The 16,747-nt window shown below is 44.9% G+C and carries 18 protein-coding genes and 1 tRNA gene; 8 read left to right on the top strand and 11 right to left on the bottom strand.

Annotated elements, in window-relative coordinates; translation table 11 throughout:
• Positions 1 to 511: 511 nt before the first annotated feature.
• From D5I41_RS11590 to D5I41_RS11575, 4 genes are read left to right on the top strand one after another with little or no spacing between them, the layout of a single operon-like run.
• Positions 512 to 1,291, top strand: a complete 780-nt coding sequence (locus tag D5I41_RS11590; protein WP_119009906.1) for a hypothetical protein — start codon at positions 512 to 514, stop codon at positions 1,289 to 1,291.
• A 23-nt stretch (positions 1,292 to 1,314) separates the two neighbouring features.
• Positions 1,315 to 1,638 (top strand): carbon storage regulator, encoded by a 324-nt coding sequence (locus D5I41_RS11585; protein WP_119009905.1) that lies wholly within the window; start codon positions 1,315 to 1,317, stop codon positions 1,636 to 1,638.
• 4 nt (positions 1,639 to 1,642) lie between these two features.
• Positions 1,643 to 2,323 carry a C39 family peptidase gene (locus D5I41_RS11580; protein WP_162892827.1) on the top strand — a complete coding sequence of 227 codons (681 nt, stop codon included), beginning with the start codon at positions 1,643 to 1,645 and terminating at the stop codon, positions 2,321 to 2,323.
• Between the two features lie 11 nt (positions 2,324 to 2,334).
• Positions 2,335 to 2,880: a hypothetical protein gene (locus tag D5I41_RS11575; protein WP_235868904.1), complete on the top strand. Its 546-nt coding sequence runs from the start codon at positions 2,335 to 2,337 to the stop codon at positions 2,878 to 2,880.
• 5 nt (positions 2,881 to 2,885) lie between these two features.
• Here D5I41_RS11575 and D5I41_RS11570 read toward each other — a convergent pair whose 3' ends face one another.
• Entirely contained in the window at positions 2,886 to 3,869 is a 984-nt protein-coding gene (locus D5I41_RS11570; RefSeq protein WP_119009904.1) for a transporter, read from the bottom strand.
• 311 nt (positions 3,870 to 4,180) lie between these two features.
• A tRNA-Pro gene (locus D5I41_RS11565) sits at positions 4,181 to 4,257 on the bottom strand.
• 385 nt (positions 4,258 to 4,642) lie between these two features.
• Between D5I41_RS11565 and smrA the strand changes: the two genes are divergently transcribed.
• The 3 genes from smrA (at position 4,643) to D5I41_RS11550 (ending at position 7,642) form a co-directional block, all read left to right on the top strand.
• Positions 4,643 to 5,227 carry a DNA endonuclease SmrA gene (gene smrA, locus D5I41_RS11560; RefSeq protein WP_119009903.1) on the top strand — a complete coding sequence of 195 codons (585 nt, stop codon included), beginning with the start codon at positions 4,643 to 4,645 and terminating at the stop codon, positions 5,225 to 5,227.
• A gap of 18 nt (positions 5,228 to 5,245) precedes the next feature.
• Positions 5,246 to 6,253, top strand: a complete 1,008-nt coding sequence (rluF, locus tag D5I41_RS11555) for a 23S rRNA pseudouridine(2604) synthase RluF (protein WP_119009902.1) — start codon at positions 5,246 to 5,248, stop codon at positions 6,251 to 6,253.
• Positions 6,254 to 6,622: 369 nt separating this feature from the next.
• Positions 6,623 to 7,642: an IS110 family RNA-guided transposase gene (locus D5I41_RS11550; protein ID WP_119009901.1), complete on the top strand. Its 1,020-nt coding sequence runs from the start codon at positions 6,623 to 6,625 to the stop codon at positions 7,640 to 7,642.
• Between the two features lie 354 nt (positions 7,643 to 7,996).
• On the opposite strand, the gene D5I41_RS11545 is transcribed toward D5I41_RS11550, so the two are convergent.
• Positions 7,997 to 8,440, bottom strand: a complete 444-nt coding sequence (locus D5I41_RS11545) for an Lrp/AsnC family transcriptional regulator (protein WP_119011497.1) — start codon at positions 8,438 to 8,440, stop codon at positions 7,997 to 7,999.
• A 108-nt stretch (positions 8,441 to 8,548) separates the two neighbouring features.
• Here D5I41_RS11545 and D5I41_RS11540 point away from each other — a divergent pair, with 108 nt between their 5' ends.
• Positions 8,549 to 9,133 (top strand): LysE family translocator, encoded by a 585-nt coding sequence (locus tag D5I41_RS11540; RefSeq protein WP_119009900.1) that lies wholly within the window; start codon positions 8,549 to 8,551, stop codon positions 9,131 to 9,133.
• 2 nt (positions 9,134 to 9,135) lie between these two features.
• Here D5I41_RS11540 and ybaK read toward each other — a convergent pair whose 3' ends face one another.
• From ybaK to hemA, 8 genes are all read right to left on the bottom strand, one after another.
• Positions 9,136 to 9,609 carry a Cys-tRNA(Pro) deacylase gene (ybaK, locus tag D5I41_RS11535; RefSeq protein WP_119009899.1) on the bottom strand — a complete coding sequence of 158 codons (474 nt, stop codon included), beginning with the start codon at positions 9,607 to 9,609 and terminating at the stop codon, positions 9,136 to 9,138.
• Positions 9,610 to 9,623: 14 nt separating this feature from the next.
• Positions 9,624 to 11,264, bottom strand: coding sequence for a bifunctional UDP-sugar hydrolase/5'-nucleotidase UshA (gene ushA, locus D5I41_RS11530; RefSeq protein ID WP_119009898.1), 1,641 nt, complete (start codon positions 11,262 to 11,264; stop codon positions 9,624 to 9,626).
• A 126-nt stretch (positions 11,265 to 11,390) separates the two neighbouring features.
• On the bottom strand, positions 11,391 to 12,242 hold the full coding sequence (kdsA, locus tag D5I41_RS11525; protein ID WP_102380573.1) for a 3-deoxy-8-phosphooctulonate synthase: 852 nt from the start codon (positions 12,240 to 12,242) through the stop codon (positions 11,391 to 11,393).
• Positions 12,243 to 12,266: 24 nt separating this feature from the next.
• Complete coding sequence (locus D5I41_RS11520) at positions 12,267 to 13,076, bottom strand: SirB1 family protein (protein WP_119009897.1); 810 nt, start codon at positions 13,074 to 13,076, stop codon at positions 12,267 to 12,269.
• A 3-nt stretch (positions 13,077 to 13,079) separates the two neighbouring features.
• Positions 13,080 to 13,463 (bottom strand): SirB2 family protein, encoded by a 384-nt coding sequence (locus D5I41_RS11515; protein ID WP_017027123.1) that lies wholly within the window; start codon positions 13,461 to 13,463, stop codon positions 13,080 to 13,082.
• Complete coding sequence (prmC, locus tag D5I41_RS11510) at positions 13,463 to 14,320, bottom strand: peptide chain release factor N(5)-glutamine methyltransferase (RefSeq protein WP_119009896.1); 858 nt, start codon at positions 14,318 to 14,320, stop codon at positions 13,463 to 13,465. Before prmC ends, D5I41_RS11515 begins: the two co-directional genes overlap by 1 nt.
• A 3-nt stretch (positions 14,321 to 14,323) precedes the next feature.
• On the bottom strand, positions 14,324 to 15,412 hold the full coding sequence (gene prfA / locus D5I41_RS11505) for a peptide chain release factor 1 (protein ID WP_119009895.1): 1,089 nt from the start codon (positions 15,410 to 15,412) through the stop codon (positions 14,324 to 14,326).
• A gap of 16 nt (positions 15,413 to 15,428) precedes the next feature.
• Complete coding sequence (gene hemA / locus D5I41_RS11500; RefSeq protein WP_119009894.1) at positions 15,429 to 16,685, bottom strand: glutamyl-tRNA reductase; 1,257 nt, start codon at positions 16,683 to 16,685, stop codon at positions 15,429 to 15,431.
• Between the last annotated feature and the right edge of the window lie 62 nt (positions 16,686 to 16,747).

The following is a 16,747-nucleotide window of genomic DNA, read 5'->3' as shown; positions in this document are numbered from 1 at the left end:
ACCGACAACGCGCCACACCCTCACCAGGTTGATTAAAATTCGTACAGTAAATATAGTTTAAAGAGCTCTCAACAGAAAGGGGGAAAGCTGAGAGTTAGATGAATATCCCATTACAACTATCATCAAAAGTACTACTATTCAGAATCTATCTATGCCTATTTATAAGCCTCTCAAATTTCAAGCAACTGTTTTATCTGCTAATACTACGCCTCATACTTTAATTTAGATTTCCCTTAATTTAGGCGATGCTAAAACTTAAATTCAAACTTACTCAGCCTTTTTTAACACGAGTTTTCATACTCTAAGCAACCTTGCTAAAAAACTTCTTAACACTTTGTTTATTAATGGTTTTATTCTGAATAACATTACTTAACTTCAGAAGAAAGCCTTCACCTCTAACACTCAGTTTTGCCTTGCCTATAATCTCATTGCTCTCGAGGAGAAGTGAGAGTAACGACGTATTTTTGTAAAACCCTTAACTAAACAAGCAAGGATAAATGGGGTACTTATTATGAGTCTTTATAAAACAGCAATCGCTATGCTATTGGCGTCAATTTTTCTAGGCGGCAATGCGTTAGCTGATGGTGGCAGACATGGTTCACCCAGCCCATCTAACAGTGTAGAAGTTGATGATAACTATGTTGATGATGGCAATGGGAATAACCAATGGGAAGACAGTGCCAACATTGATGACAGTTACAACGATCGCTCTGATAGTAGTATGACTGACAATTCAGACAACAGTATGGTTGACAAATCAGACAGCAGTACAACAGACAAATCGGACAACAGTAGTGTTGTCAAAAATGATGCTAGTACTCATGTAGCCGATAGCTATAACGATGAGTCAGACAACAGCACTACAGACAAATCGGACAACAGTAGTGTTGTCAAAAATGACGCTAGCAATCATGCCAAAGACAGCTTTAATGAAAAGTCAGACAACAGTATGACCGACAAATCAGATAACAGCACAGTTACCAGAAATGATGCAAAAGATAGTTTTAATACTGATTCCAGTGCTAACTATGAGAACAGTCATAACACTATCACCTTAGATGCTGACGTCGTTATCGCAAACTCAGCTCAAATTGGTGCAGTAAGTGGTAATAGCTTAAGTTCAGGTGGTGGCTTTGGAAGAAGACCCGGTGGCGCAGCTGGAATGAGTAATACCAATAACCTTGGTGGATTTGGTGGTGCAGCTGGTATTACTACAGTGACTCAAAATGCTGGAGCTAATTCCTTAGTCCAACAAAACGTGACAACCAATGCCAACGTTTTAACCGACTGAACCAAGTTGGCTAGGAGATAATGATGCGTTTGACACTGTGCACGATCAGTTTGATGTTGACCTTCTCTGTGCACGCTGAAGAACTCGTGTTGCCCAACGTAGCTGTTGCCAACGAGGTGATGGAGCAGTCTAGAGGTAAGCAGTCTGTAGAACTCGATTTTACGAGTTTAGCTTCTGACGTCGATGGCGTAAGCGTCGGCAACACAGCAAGCAACACAGTTAGCGGTAACAATATTCTGTCTTCGGGAGCGTTGTCTAATAGCTCTGGTATTTCCAGCGTTATTCAAAATACAGGTAACAACGTACTGATTCAGAATTCAACCGTCGTCAATTTGAGTATCGAATAGCAAGATGAAAAGGATAAGAAGACCCCTAGCATGGTTGGTGCTGACACTGTCGGCATCAACCTTTGCTATTGAATTTCTGCCACACAGAGCTAACTATTCAGTGCCAGTCAAAAGCTACAAAGAACTGGTTTTTGGTGATGTTTATCGACAGCAATATGATTTCAGTTGCGGCTCTGCGGCTCTGGCTTCTTTGTTGCAGTTTCATTATCAACGCCCTGCCAAAGAGCAGGATATCTTTGATGTGATGTATGAACAAGGAGACAAGAATCTCATCAATCAACAAGGCTTTTCCCTGTTAGACATGAAGTTTTACCTTGAGTCTTTGGGCCTAAAGGCAGATGGCTTTCATATTAGCTTACAAAAACTCCGTAGCATTGGAGTTCCTGGAATAACCTTAGTTAATTTCGATGGCTATATGCACTTTGTTGTCATTAGAGGGATAAGTGAGAACAATATTGTTATTGGGGATCCCTCTCGCGGAACTATGGTTATGCCTGTTGAACACTTCGATCAGTATTATCAGGGGCTCACCTTAATAGTGCGTAATGAAGCAGAAGTGGGCAAAGCAGGCTTCATTACAGATGATGAGTTTTCAATCTACAATGCCTCACCATTAGAAACAGGCGTTTCACGTGATTCACTAGGGGTGTTTAGTATCACGCTACCCATTACTGGGGACTATTAGGAGTGGCTATAATGACGAGTAAGTTAATAGTAGCGTTCGGGTTGTTGTTACTTCCCGTCAGTACCTTACACGCAGATGAGATCCATGTAGCTGGTATTGAAATCGCCGACAACACCACTCTGTCGACCTTGAGGGGCGGCTTTCAGCTTAGCAACGACTATGTCATTGATATTGGCATAAGCATCACGGCTGCGGTCAACGGAAAAAACATCTATCAAACAACTATTGCTAATCTCGTATTTCACAATGGCACTCTGACCGCCAAACCAACGTCTAATGGCGAAGGTTATAATCCAAATAACGCTAGTCTTGTCAATGTGGTTCAGGTTGGAGAAGGTAATGTCATTGGCAGCACAAGCCGTCAATCGGAGGAAGCAGAATTGCCCAAGCCTGATATATCTGGACCAAGCATTATCAATATCATCCAAAACACCTTGGATGATAGTGTTCTTGGGCTTAATACTGTTGTCGATGTGGATGCTCGAGTAGAGAGTGTTAATAAACAGATCAGAGATGATCTTCGCTTGAAAGAATCTTTACTTCAGCATAGATACTAAACTGACTAGAAGTAATAAGGTACTCTTACCGATAGTTGAAAGTCTGGTGTATCTTCGGTCAGCCCGGCTTGAGCGCTGATGTTTAAAGATGAGCGTGGATTCATTCTTAGATTTACCCCTACCGTCAAAGAATCTAAATGTAAAAGCTTAGCATCATCCGCTTCTTGTCCATTGATCTTACTCTTTAGAATGGTTCTGTGGGTCACTCCTATTGAGAACGATAGGTCTGGATTGACAGCAAACCCCATCCCTCCACCAATTGATATGGTATCCCCTAGATCAATCTTTTGACTGTCACTACCCACCTCCACGTTGTCCTCAATATTGTATATGTACCCAATGTTAGCAAATAGCACGGCCGGATCCGTCGGGTAAAGCATAGTAAGACTAGGTTCAATACTCCAAAACCCTGAGCCTGTGGAGACGTCCTCTAGAGTATTTGTAGTTTCATCAATATCAATGTCATAAGGAGAGCGACCCGTTCTGGTTTTTAGTCTCAGTCCCCCAATCCAATAGGGTGTGCTGTCAAAATTAAATTGATGGCGTAAACCAATCTCTAAATCCCCCATTGCCCCGCCGCTATTTGAGCGGTTAATCACATCAGGAGAACCATCTTGTATTGGTCTCACTGTTATCTGATCATTACGGTAAACATAAGGCAAACGTAGTTCAAACTCCGTCGCGTTAGTTAGCCCTAATCGCGCAGTTAAACCAAAAGTAGTCGTCACAAAATCTGCATCACTGACCTCTATGCGGCCAATAATTAAAGTGGGAAGCACGGTATAACCAACAACAGAGACGCGATTAGAGGAGTTCTGTGTAAAGCTAAGAGAACCTTCTAAGGACCAAGTCCCTTTAGGTGATAAAACTCCTCGCTTATCAATGACATCCCCAACCGTCAGTGTAACGTCGTTGTTCTCTTCTGCATGAATGGTTTGGCTCATGCACAATAAGACGGTGCTACACCAGACAATCGGCTTGCCTAACATCACAAAATCCTCCCTCGTAAAGAGTGGTTAATTTTTAGACAACTTTTGCGTATACCGCAACTTATTCACTAAAAAAATAACAACAAGAAAATATAATCTGATGAAATATTGAAGGGGCAAGAGTACATACTGTAGAAACACAAAAAGCCCGTCATTTCTGACAGGCTTTCCTAATATGGTCGGTGAAAAGGGACATGATGCTACCAGGCTTCCGGCGGACTGGATCTACAGCGCGGCGGGCTTCCGTACACGACTGCTTTGTCTTTCCCTAAAACGACGAAACCCCGCACAATGTGCGGGGTTTCTTTGTGTGGTCGGTGAAGAGGGATTCGAACCCCCGACCCTCTGGTCCCAAACCAGATGCGCTACCAAGCTGCGCTATTCACCGAGCTCTCAACGAGGAGTAATTCCTGCTGAGACCGCGTATATTACGGATTTTTTCTCACCGCGCAATACCTATCTCTATAAAAATGCGTCTGAGCTATCTATATGGCGACAAATTACACTACCTCACCAAAAATGAGAGCTATCAGCCATAAATAGCAAACTTAAAGTTACATACGGGCAACAATTGATCCAGATCATCTCTACTTTCAAGTCACAAATTACTATGGTTACATCATTCAGTAATGGGTGATGAATCTCCTCACTAGATCAGTTAGCAGCGAATTGTTGCGCCGAGGCAATCTGAATTGTCTCGGTTTTTCTTTTTTAAGTGACGTTCGTCGATTTCCAATTATAATCTCCCTATTCCAACCTATTTCTTGATTTTTATGTCTGAAGAATTTGAAAATGATTTTTCCTTTCATGAGATGATGGGAGATGTTAAACCTCTCCATCAAGACACTGCAGTGCATAAGAAGTCTCATACCACCGATGATAACCATCTACTGAGACAACTGGCGGCGGTAAGTATTGAAGAAGAACTACCTGAATATTTAACGCTTGATAATGCGCCCATGCTAAAGCCAGACGATATTATCGAGTTTAAACGTAGCGGTGTACAAAATGGCGTTTACCGGAAACTAAGGCTGGGCAAGTACCCCATTCAAGCCAAGTTAGACCTGCATCGCAGAACCCTAACTCAAGCGCGAGATGAAGTTGTACACTTCCTTAAACAATGTTTAAGGCTCGAAGCAAGAACCGTCATTATCGTGCATGGCAAGGGTCATAACTCAAACCCACCAGCGTTAATGAAAAGCTACGTAGCTTTTTGGCTACAACAAATTAATGAAGTACTTTGTGTTCATTCAGCTCAAGCCTTTCACGGTGGAAGTGGCGCAATCTATGTCATGCTGAAGAAGAACGAAGAGAAGAAACTAGAGAACCGAGAACGTCACCAAAAACGTCAAGGTTAACTCAGAACCGAGAGAACTATGTCTGATAACGCAAAGCGACTAAATAAATTCATCAGTGAAACAGGCTTCTGCTCTCGCAGAGAGGCGGACAGACTGATCGAACAAGGCCGAGTGACCATTAATGGTAAAATCCCAGAGATGGGCACTAAGGTCTCTTCAGAGGACGAGGTTCTTGTTGACGGTAAGCCGCTAAAGGAAAAGCGCAAAGCTATCTACATTGCACTAAACAAACCTACAGGTATCACCTGTACCACAGAGCGCGATATCCCTGGAAACATTGTCGACTTTATTGGACACAAAGAACGTATTTTCCCGATTGGTAGATTGGATAAGCCATCTGATGGCTTAATCTTTTTGACCAACGATGGTGATATCGTCAATAAGATCCTTCGCGCTGGGAACAACCACGAAAAAGAGTATGTGGTTCGTGTTGATAGACCTATCACACCAGAGTTTTTGAAGAAGATGGCCAGTGGCGTGCCAATTTTGGACACGGTAACCTTGCCGTGTGAAATTACTAAAGAGTCTGAATACAGCTTTCGCATCGTCTTAACCCAAGGGCTGAACCGTCAGATTCGACGCATGTGTGAAGCGTTAGATTACCGTGTATTCAAACTTCGCCGAGTGCGTATTATGAATATCACCATCGATGGCATTCCCAACGGTAAATGGCGCTACTTAAGTGATGATGAGGTAAAAACCTTGCTTGAACTTAGCGGTGACTCTGTGGGAACAGAAGAGGCCTCCGTAAAGGACGCTCAAGGCCGACGTATAAGGAAAGCCACTGACGCTAAGCTTTATGATAGCCGAGAAGAAAACCAAGCCTCTAGAGCCCGTCGCAACCGCGATGAGCAAAAGCAGGTATTTGATGGCAAGTTTACCCCTAGTAGACACAGACCAAAGGGCAATTCATCAGCTGGAAAGCCATCTGGCAATAAGAGTTACGCTAAGCCAAAAGCCAACACTTCAAAACCAAGCGAAGGCAACAAGCCTCGCGTTAAGGGCAAGCTCACCCTGAAGAAGTAGACTTATTTATAGCCGACAGCTTCAAGCTTTCAGCTGCAAGTCTCTTCTTAAAACCGGTCATCCCCGAGCGCTTCTATCGGGGATCTGTTTCCTCACGCTATCAGGTTCCCGCTAACAACATGCGGGAATGACACTGTGGTTGTCATGATTGAATGTGTTGTGAAAGCGGACAGCTTGAAGCCGTCAGCTACAAGTCTCTTCTTCAAACTGGTCATCCCCGAGCGCTTCTATCGGGGATCTACTTCCTCACGCAATAAGATCCCCGCTAACAACATGCGGGAATAATGAAATGGACCCACCCTTTACACGGCGTCACAATGCGCCAAGATGAAGTTGAACAAACAAGCATCTAAATAAGGGTAGGTCCACATGACAAATGTAACGGTCGGATTAGATATTGCCAAGAATGTTTTTCATGCAGTGTTCGTCACATCACGCGGAAAAATCACTCGCAAGAAGCAACTTAAGCGAGCTACGACACTTTCATTCTTTGCCAAATTGACACCTCAAGTGATTGCCATTGAAGCCTGTGGTGCCTCTAATCACTTGGCTCGGGAGCTCATCAAGCTTGGGCATAAGGTTAAACTCGTCCCTCCACAACATGTCACTTCATATCGTCGTAAAAATAAGAATGACTACAACGACGCAGAAGCGATAGCGGAAGCCGCACAACGTGACAATATGACGTTTGTACCGATAAAAACCATTGATCAACAAGACGCTCAAATGTACCTGCGTATTAGGCAACGCTTGATTAAGCAACGCACTCAACTAATGAACCAGATACGAGGATTACTGCTTGAGTATGGGCTCTGTATGAATCGAGGTATCTCAGCCTTGCGTAGGTCCGTTCCTGAGTTCTTAGAAGACTCAGGTAACGAACTGACCTGGGTCGCTAGAGAGTTGTTCAATGAACTGTACCTGGAGTTCTTGTCCTTAAACGACCGTATTGAACAGGTCGAGAGCAAGCTAAAGGCTTTTGCTAAAGAAAATTATGTCTGTCAGATAGCGCAAAGTGTCGTGGGTATCGGACCTATCACCGCGCTAGCGTTGTATGCAGCCATTGGGAAAGGGACACAGTTTAAGAGTGGTCGACACTTCTCTGCTTGGTGTGGTCTGGTTCCGAGACAGTTCTCAACTGGAGGGAAATCTCAACTGTATGGCATCACCAAGAAAGGTAACGTCGTACTCAGAGCGCTTCTGATACACGGAGCGAGGAGTGTACTCCAATATGCAGATAGGAAAGAAGACAAGGTGAGCGTCTGGGCAACTAAGCTGAAGCATGAGAAAAGCTTTAACAAAGCCTGTGTAGCGTTAGCGAATAAGTTGGCACGCATTGTCTGGGCTGTGATTACACACAACAAACCGTACCAACTTAAAGAAGCATAACTTGATAATGCTAACGCTCTAAACAGTAGGGAATTAACCAGTTAAACAACACTCATCGTCAGTTGCGATACATTTTACATCGATGGTTAGCGGTCATCCCGCCCCAGTGAAACTCTGACACCGTCATTGGCTCATCAGAAGCCGTGGGAATGATAAAGAGCATTGGGTGCAGATTACATCAAGGCCATGAGCACGATAGAGCTCAGTAAACAGGCCGAATATATGAACGACAATGACTCAATAACCAAGAATGTAAAATGACTTGCAAACTGGGTGGGTCCATATATGACACGGTTGTTATCAGGATTGAATGCATTCTGAAAGCTGGCAACTTGAAACTGGCGGCTGTAAGACCTACTGCCTTTCATCCTTAGGCGAGTCCATCACCACCATAGTGGTAATCGATTTCACGTACTCACACTCCCCTAGCACATCGGCATGAATACGCTTATACGAGGCCAGATCTTGCGTCTCGATTCGCAACAAGTACTCATTAGCGCCAGTAATGTTGTGGCACTCCACCACTTCACTCACAAAGCGCACATGTGCTTCAAAGGCATGTTGTGCCTTCTTACTGTGCGATGAGAGCCCTATCGACACGTAAGCCACGAACCCCACGCCAAGCTGCGCGCTATCAAGAAGTACCCTATAGCCCTTAATGATGCCTTTCCGCTCGAGATCCTGCACTCTACGTAATGTCGCAGAAGCCGATAAACCTACCTTCTCTGCCAATTCAACATTGGCTATTTTTCCGTTTCGTTTTAACTCTTGCAAGATTCTTTCGTCAAACTTATCCATTGCGCACTCAGATTGTTCAATTGGGTCTATTACTATCAATATAAGCAAATAATTGCTCTGTGCTGCAATTAAAATTGTTCTATCCATTCACGATAGAAGGCTTTAATCATGGAACTGCATCATTTAGGCGCGTTACTACTGTTTGCTTTTGTCTCCACAGCGACGCCGGGACCAAACAACATAATGTTGATGAGCTCAGGCGCTAATGTAGGCTTTAGGAAAACCATCCCTCACATGCTGGGGATTACGATAGGTTTTGCCGTAATGCTCATATTGGTAGGAGTGGGGTTGATTGGCGTGTTTAATGCTTATCCTCAAAGTCACACCATACTTAAGTATGTAAGCCTTGGATATTTGCTCTACTTGGCCGCTAAGATCGCCACCAGCGGTAAGGTGAAGGAGAGAGGTTCATTCACACCAATGAGCTTTTTAGGGGCGGCGAGCTTTCAATGGGTCAATCCAAAGGGGTGGTCGATGGCGTTGACCGCTATCGCTTTATTTAGTGCAACCGGTTCATGGTGGGAACTGCTGGTAATTTCAGGAATATTTACCTTGGCCAATATACCATCGGTCACACTGTGGACATTAGCAGGCATGCAGCTGCAGCGCTGGCTCACTACCTCCACTCGAATCAAAAGCTTCAATATAGGGATGGCTTCTCTATTACTATTATCAGCCGTTGCAATGCTTTAGCTTTACTCACTTAGAGGAGCAAAGCAGCCCTGTACTTGCTCAACCAACAACTGTGGGCTTATCTCAATTTCAAGCCCTCGCTTTCCACCGCTAATACAGATAGTGGCTTGATGCTCGGCACTTTGATCAATAAAGGTTGGCAGGCGTTTTTTTTGAGCTAAAGGGCTTATCCCTCCAACCAAATAGCCGGTGATTTTTTGTGCCAATGCAGGATCGGCCATAGTGGCCTTCTTGAGCTTATTTGCCTTAGCGGCAAGCTTAAGGTTCAGCTTTTTATTAACAGGGACAACAGCAACTCCTAGACCTTGAGCACTGCCGTCCACTGAGAAAAGTAGAGTTTTAAACACCTGCTCCGCAGGCTGGCCCGTCGCCTCAACAGCCTCTAAACCGAAGCTTTCATGGTTTGGGTCATGCTTATATTGATGAAGTTCAAAGGGTACCTTGTTCTTTTTCAATAAACGTACAGCAGGTGTCATGGTTCACTCTTATTTTACTGGTAACGAACTTCGCCATTTGGCGCGTATAGAGTTACGTCTAGTGGGCTGTGGCTTTCAAGATACTCTTTAAGAACCTCAGCATCAACGAAACCGGTATCTACATAGCCAGAATGACCCGTAATTACCGGGTAACCATCCCCGCCCGCCGCATTGAAGCTAGGGATACTAAAGCGATACATACCGTTTGGATCAATCGCTTTGCCGCCAATCATCACATCGGTAACACCTTTACTCGTCACTGTCATAGAAATACCCGCAAACTGAGCATAGGCGCCCGAATCCGTTGGTTTCAGCGCGACCACATTCAGGTAATCCAATACCTCAACGCCTGTCATGTTCACATAGGTAACGATATTGCCAAACGGTTGAACCGTTAACACATCTTTATAGGTGATATTGCCCTGTACAATCGAATCACGCACGCCACCTGAGTTCATTACGCCAAAGTCAGCTTTTGCACGAGTCATGTGCGCGGTAGCAATCAAGCGTCCTAGATTGGTTTGTTCAAATCTAACCTTATTCCGATCGCCTTCCAGCTTGCCATTAGATTCTGCGATCTTCACATTCAATTTTTCTTGGCCTTGCTCTTGATAAGGCGCCAAGAAATCTTCGACATCTGAATCTTGCTCAATTTCTTCACCTACGATAACACGCTCTTTCTTACCATCAACCTCAACCTTTTTAGTCAGGTTGATAGGTACAAGCTCGTAATGAACAAGGTTTAGCTCACCATTTTCATACTCGTAGTCAGCACGACCAACGTATTTGCCCCACTCAAAGGCCTGCATGATCCAAGTGCCATTTTGTTGATCAGGTTGACACTCATCACCAGGCTTGAACTGCTTCTTCACCAGGTTGGGCCCTTCCATACAAACGGGCTCTTGTGAGTGACCACCAATCACCATATCTAGAGCGCCTGCTGGAAGATAACGAGCTAAAGCCACATCACCCGGAGCATTGCCACCGTTGTTGCCATCTTGGTAATGACCCATGTGAGTTACAGCAATAGTGATATCGGGCTGTTCGGATTGTTCAATCTCTGCAAGCAACTGCTTTGCTTCAGGCTTTGGATCTCTGAAATCGAGAGATTGAATAAATTCTGGGTTACCAATCTTTGCCGTGTCTTCAGTGGTTAAGCCAATGACCGCAATCTTCAGACCTTCTTTTTCAAACATCTGATAAGGCTGGAATTTACGTGTTTGGCTCTCTTTGTCATAGATATTGGCAGACAACATAGGGAACTCAGCCCACTCTTGCTGCTTTTCTAGAACCGATAATGGATTATCAAATTCGTGGTTACCCAGTGCCATTGCGTCATAGCCGAGTAGCGTCATACCTTTGAAGTCAGGCTCTGCATCTAGAAGATCTGACTCAGGAACACCGGTATTAATGTCACCACCGGAGAGTAGCAGTACCGCACCACCTTCAGATTCAACTTCTTCTCTGATTTGGTCGATGAGTGTCTTTCTCGCTGCCATACCTAATTCGCCATATTTATTTGGCCAGAATCGACCGTGATGATCGTTGGTATGTAAGATTGTTAATTTTTGGACGTCGTTGGTTTCAACAACATTGTCAGATGCACAGCCTACCGCAAGGGTGCCAACCGCTACAGCTAAGACCAGAGATTTCATTTTTAACCGTTCCATGTATATCTTTCCAATGAAATGTATTCGCACAAAAAATAGCAACAAAAAAACGGGCATGCGAATGCAATGCCCGTTTTTACTATTACTATCACAGAGTTAGAGTGTTAAACCCTATTTGATATCGATTTGAGCAAAGCTCTTAATCAAATCATCCAGTGATTTCATTTGTGCCAAGAATGGTTCTAGCTTGTCCAAAGGCAGAGCTGAAGGGCCATCACAGCGCGCTTTGTCTGGATCTGGATGTGCTTCAATAAACAAGCCTGCGATACCTGTAGCCAGACCTGCTTTCGCCAATTCTACTGTCTGCTCACGGCGACCACCAGATGCAGCACCACTTGGATCGCGCATCTGTAGTGAGTGAGTCACATCAAAGATGATAGGACTGCCGTTTGACACCTTTTTCATCACACCAAAGCCCAGCATATCCACAACTAGGTTATCGTAGCCCATGCATGCGCCGCGCTCACACAAGATAATCTTATCGTTTCCACACTCAGCAAACTTATCAACGATGTTACCTACCTGATTTGGACTCATGAACTGAGGTTTCTTCACATTGATCACAGCGCCCGTTTTTGCCATTGCCTCAACAAGGTCAGTTTGACGAGCCAAGAAAGCAGGAAGCTGAATCACATCAACCACCTCTGAAACAGGCTGAGCTTGAGCTTCAGTGTGCACATCAGTAATGATTTTTACGCCAAACGTAGATTTCAACTCTTCAAAGATCTTCATTCCTTCTTCAAGGCCTGGACCACGGTAAGAGTGAACTGAACTGCGGTTTGCTTTATCAAACGAGGCTTTAAATACGTAAGGAATACCTAGGCGATCCGTCACTTCAACGTAGTGTTCACATGCACGCATTGCGAGATCGCGTGACTCAAGAACATTGATCCCACCAAATAGAGTGAAAGGCTTATCATTGGCGACTGAAATATCACCAACCTGAACTACTTTTTGTTCCATCTGTATCTCTCTTTTTTATTGAAGCTAGTGTAAAACCACTGGCTCGTCATTAATGGATTTTAACTGCAACTTGAGCATGTCTGCCGCTGGATCATGGGGACACTTCTCAATGAAGAATTCGTAATCTTTACGTGCAACCTGGAAGCAATTTAGCTGCTGATAGATAAAACCTCTATCGCGAATCTCATACGGATCTTCAGGCACTAGGCTGAGTGCTAGATTGCTACACGCCAAAGCTTGAGTATAGCGTTCCTCACGCATAAGAGCGCCCTTTAGCACACCTAGCCAGCGACCGATTATGGTAGAGGTATCGGCAATCGATAAATGCTCAGGTTTAAGCATAGCCGCATTACCCTCGGCGCCTTTAAGCCAAGACTGCAATGTGTGCTTAGCGACATACTCGCCATTAAATGGGTTCACGTAGTCTGGCTTCATCTCTGGCCATTTAACCACTAACAGGAACTGAGTAGGAAAGCTGACACCCTCTATTGGGAAACCGAGTTTACGACCTAAATACAACAGCAGTGCACCAAGACTCACTGGAATGCCCTTCTTACGTTGCAGAACCTTTTCTACAAAAGCGTTCTCCGAAGAAAAGTAGTTTTCATAGTCACCCTGAAAGCCCCACTCCTGATAGAACATGCGTAGCAAGGCATCAAAGCGTGCCTTCTCATTCGTTTCTCTTGATAAAACCTGTTCAGCCTCATCAAGCATCTTTTCTAATTGCAGCTCAACCCAAGTCGCATTAATGCTAGGGTCGACCTGAGAGCAAAGACGCAATGCGCCTTCGACCAATTCTAAATCATCAAGACCGTTAAACCACAGATCTGACATTGCTTACCCCATAAACATTGGCATTTTCGTCATACCAATCTTGAATGCCATCAATAACCAACCCATTGCTCCTAAGAACGCAAAGCCACGTAGCAATTGGTTTTTACCCATGCGCAACGCAAACACACCAAGCGCAATGTAGGCCAATAACGCGGTGAACTTTTCAGATAGCCATTCAGAGCCAGGCGCAAATGGAACCCAGCCCGTCACAAACAGCAACATGATGCCAGATAAGATCAGCAAGCCATTGACGGCATGTGGTGCAACTTTAATGAATGTCTTGTTTTGCAGCGGTGATTTAGTCACCATCAAAATATACTGAGTCAGAAATAATCCTGCACTCAATGCTATCAACATTAGATGGGTGTGCTTTAGTGCAACGTACATTAACTTCTTCCTTTAAATTGGCCTAAGGTCACTCTATCTTGACCGGCATAGTCTTGTTCAGTAGAGACTGAGTCATAGCCCATCTCTGTAAGAATTTGTCGTGTTGCTTCCCCTTGATCATAGCCATGCTCCATCAGCAGCCAGCCATTCTGAGCAAGGTATTCTGTAGCATGCAATGCAATATGCCTAAGATCCGCTAAACCATTGTCCTTAGCCACTAGCGCTGAATCAGGTTCAAATCGAACGTCTCCCACCGCTAAATGCGGATCTTGCTCATCAATATAAGGAGGATTGGATACGATGATCTGGAATGGCCCCTCGTTAATAACAGGTTCAAACCAACTGCCTTGTAAAAAGCGAGCATTACGGATCCCCAATTGACTTGCATTGTCTGTCGCAAGAACCTGAGCATCCGCCTGAATATCTACACCGATAAATTCAAAGTGGGGACATTCAGATGCTAAGGCTAGCGCTATGGCGCCAGTGCCAGTGCCAAGATCTAATCCTTTACTTGGCTCTGAGCTTATTTTTTCAAGTGCAAGCTCGACCAAGCGTTCGGTGTCTGGACGTGGGATCAAGGTAGTCGGAGAAACCTTTAAAGGCAGTGACCAAAACTCTCGTTCGCCTGTGATATAAGCAACCGGCTCGCCACCAACGCGGCGTTCTATCAAGGCATTAAAGTCTTGATTCTGTTCTTCGGTGAGGGCTTTTTCTGGCCAAGTTAGTAGGTAGCTGCGCGGCTTTTGTAGCACATGACAAAGCAGTACTGAAGCATCCAGCTTTGCTGAATCAGCGCCAGACTCCGTTAACAAGAGAGTCGCTGCAACCAGCGACTCTTGAATACTAGGCAAAGACACGAATTAGCCGTGCTCAGAAAGGGCTGCTAGCTGATCAGCTTGGTGTTCAGTCATCACAGGATCGATAAGCGCGTGCATATCGCCTTCCAGTACCTCATTTAGACGGTACAGAGTTAGGTTGATACGGTGATCAGACACTCGGCCTTGTGGGTAGTTGTAGGTACGAATACGGTCACTACGGTCACCTGAACCCAATAGGTTACGACGAGTATCTGAAACCTCAGCTGCGCGCTTAGCTTCTTCGGCTTGAATAATACGAGCCGCTAGCACAGACATCGCTTTCGCTTTGTTCTTATGCTGTGAACGCTCGTCCTGACATTCTACTACCGTGCCTGTTGGCAAGTGAGTAATACGAATCGCAGAGTCAGTGGTGTTAACGTGCTGACCACCCGCGCCGGATGCACGGAAGGTATCAATCTTAAGATCGTTTGCTTTAATCTCTGGCAGATCCGCTTCAGGGATCTCAGGCATGATCGCAACAGTACATGCTGATGTATGTACACGGCCTTGAGACTCAGTCTCTGGAACGCGTTGTACGCGGTGACCGCCTGATTCAAACTTCATGGTGCCGTAAACGCCGTCACCAGAAATCTTAGCGATCACTTCTTTATATCCGCCTTGCTCTGACTCGTTAGCACTCATGACTTCAACGCGCCAGCCTTTCTTCTCTGCAAACTTAGAGTACATGCGGAAAAGGTTACCTGCGAAAATACCCGCTTCATCACCACCAGCACCCGCGCGGATCTCAAGGAAACAGTTACGCTCATCGTTTGGATCTTTAGGTAGAAGTAAGATTTGTAGCTCATCGGTCAAAGACTCGATGTTTGCTTTTGCATCTTTGATTTCTTCCTGAGCCATTTCTTTCATCTCAGGATCATCTTCGTTAGCCATCTCTTGCGCCGCTTCAAGGTCTTCTTGAGCTTGCTGATAGGCTTGGAAGCACTTAGTGACTTCCTCTAGCTGAGAATACTCTTTTGATAGCGCGCGGAACTTGTTTTGATCGCCAATAACATCGGGATCACCAAGCAGGTGCTGCACTTCTTCGTAACGCTCAACCAGCGTTTCTAACTTCACTAAAATCGATGCTTTCATATTCTTCTTAAATTAGTTAAAGGTCTTCGAGACCTAGGCTTTTTCTCAATACAGCCAAATCATCCAACTCTCCCTTCTCAGCCGCCTCTTGAAGCGCCTTAGTTGGGGCATGGATAAGCTTATTGGTTAATTTGTTGCTTAACTCTAGTAATACTTTTTCTGGATCACCACCAGTGCTCAAAGCTTGCAAGCTCTTAGCGAGCAAATCTTGTCTTATCGTGTGGGATGCACGGCGGTAATCCCTAATACTTTCTACTGCTTTTCGAGAGCGCAACCAGCTTTGAAACTCTTTGCTCTCAATACCAATGATTTTTTCTGCCTGAACCGCTTCTGCTCTGCGTTGTTCAATATTCTGGTCAATGATGGACTGCAGGTCATCGACAGTATATAGATACGCATCGCTTAACTCTGATACCTCAGATTCAATATCACGAGGGACAGCAATATCGATAAACAATATCGGCTTATGCCTACGAGACTTAAGGGCACTTTCTACCATGCCCTTACCAATAATGGGCAGAGGACTGGCGGTTGAGCTGATCACTATATCGGCTTGAGCCAGTGCTGTAGGAATCTCACTTAAGCTCACGACTTGTGCATCGAACTGCGATGCTAAGCCTGCTGCTCGCTCCTTGGTTCGATTGGCTACCGTCATTTGCGTGCAACCATTATCCGACAGATGCTTGGCAACTAATTCAATCGTTTCACCGGCGCCTACGAGCAGCACACGCGAGCGATCTAAGGACTCAAAGATATGCTTTGCTAGAGTGCACGCGGCATAGGCAACAGATACAGCATTGCCACCAATGTCAGTTTCTGTCCGAACGCGCTTAGCAACAGAGAAAGCCTTTTGAAAAAGCTTATCAAGGTTACCTTGCACCGCTTCATGTTCTTTCGCATCAGCGTAGGCTTGCTTCACTTGCCCCAAGATTTGAGGCTCGCCCAAAACGAGAGAGTCCAGTCCACACGAAACTCGCATCAGATGCTGGATAGCCTGCTCATCGCTATGTGTATAGAGGCTTGGCTTTAAATCACCATCATCAACCTGATGGAAGTCAATCAACCAATCCACAATAGCGTTGCTTGCTTGCGCATCAACATCAACATAGAGCTCTGTGCGGTTACACGTAGATAAGATCACACTGCCACTGACCACAGGCATTGATTGCAACTGCTGCAAGGCATCGCTCATCTTATCTGGAGAAAACGCGACTTTTTCTCTCAGTTCCACCGAGGCGGTATTGTGATTGATTCCTATGGTCAATAGAGACATGGACTACTTAGACATGGACAAAACAAAACCGCAATTTTACTTGAACCACTACAGCAATAAAA

Source organism: Vibrio superstes, from assembly GCF_003569005.1.
In the GTDB taxonomy this organism is placed as follows: Bacteria; Pseudomonadota; Gammaproteobacteria; order Enterobacterales; family Vibrionaceae; genus Vibrio; species Vibrio superstes.
Note: the sequence above shows the minus strand (reverse complement) of the source record. Positions and strands in the feature narration are given on the sequence as shown.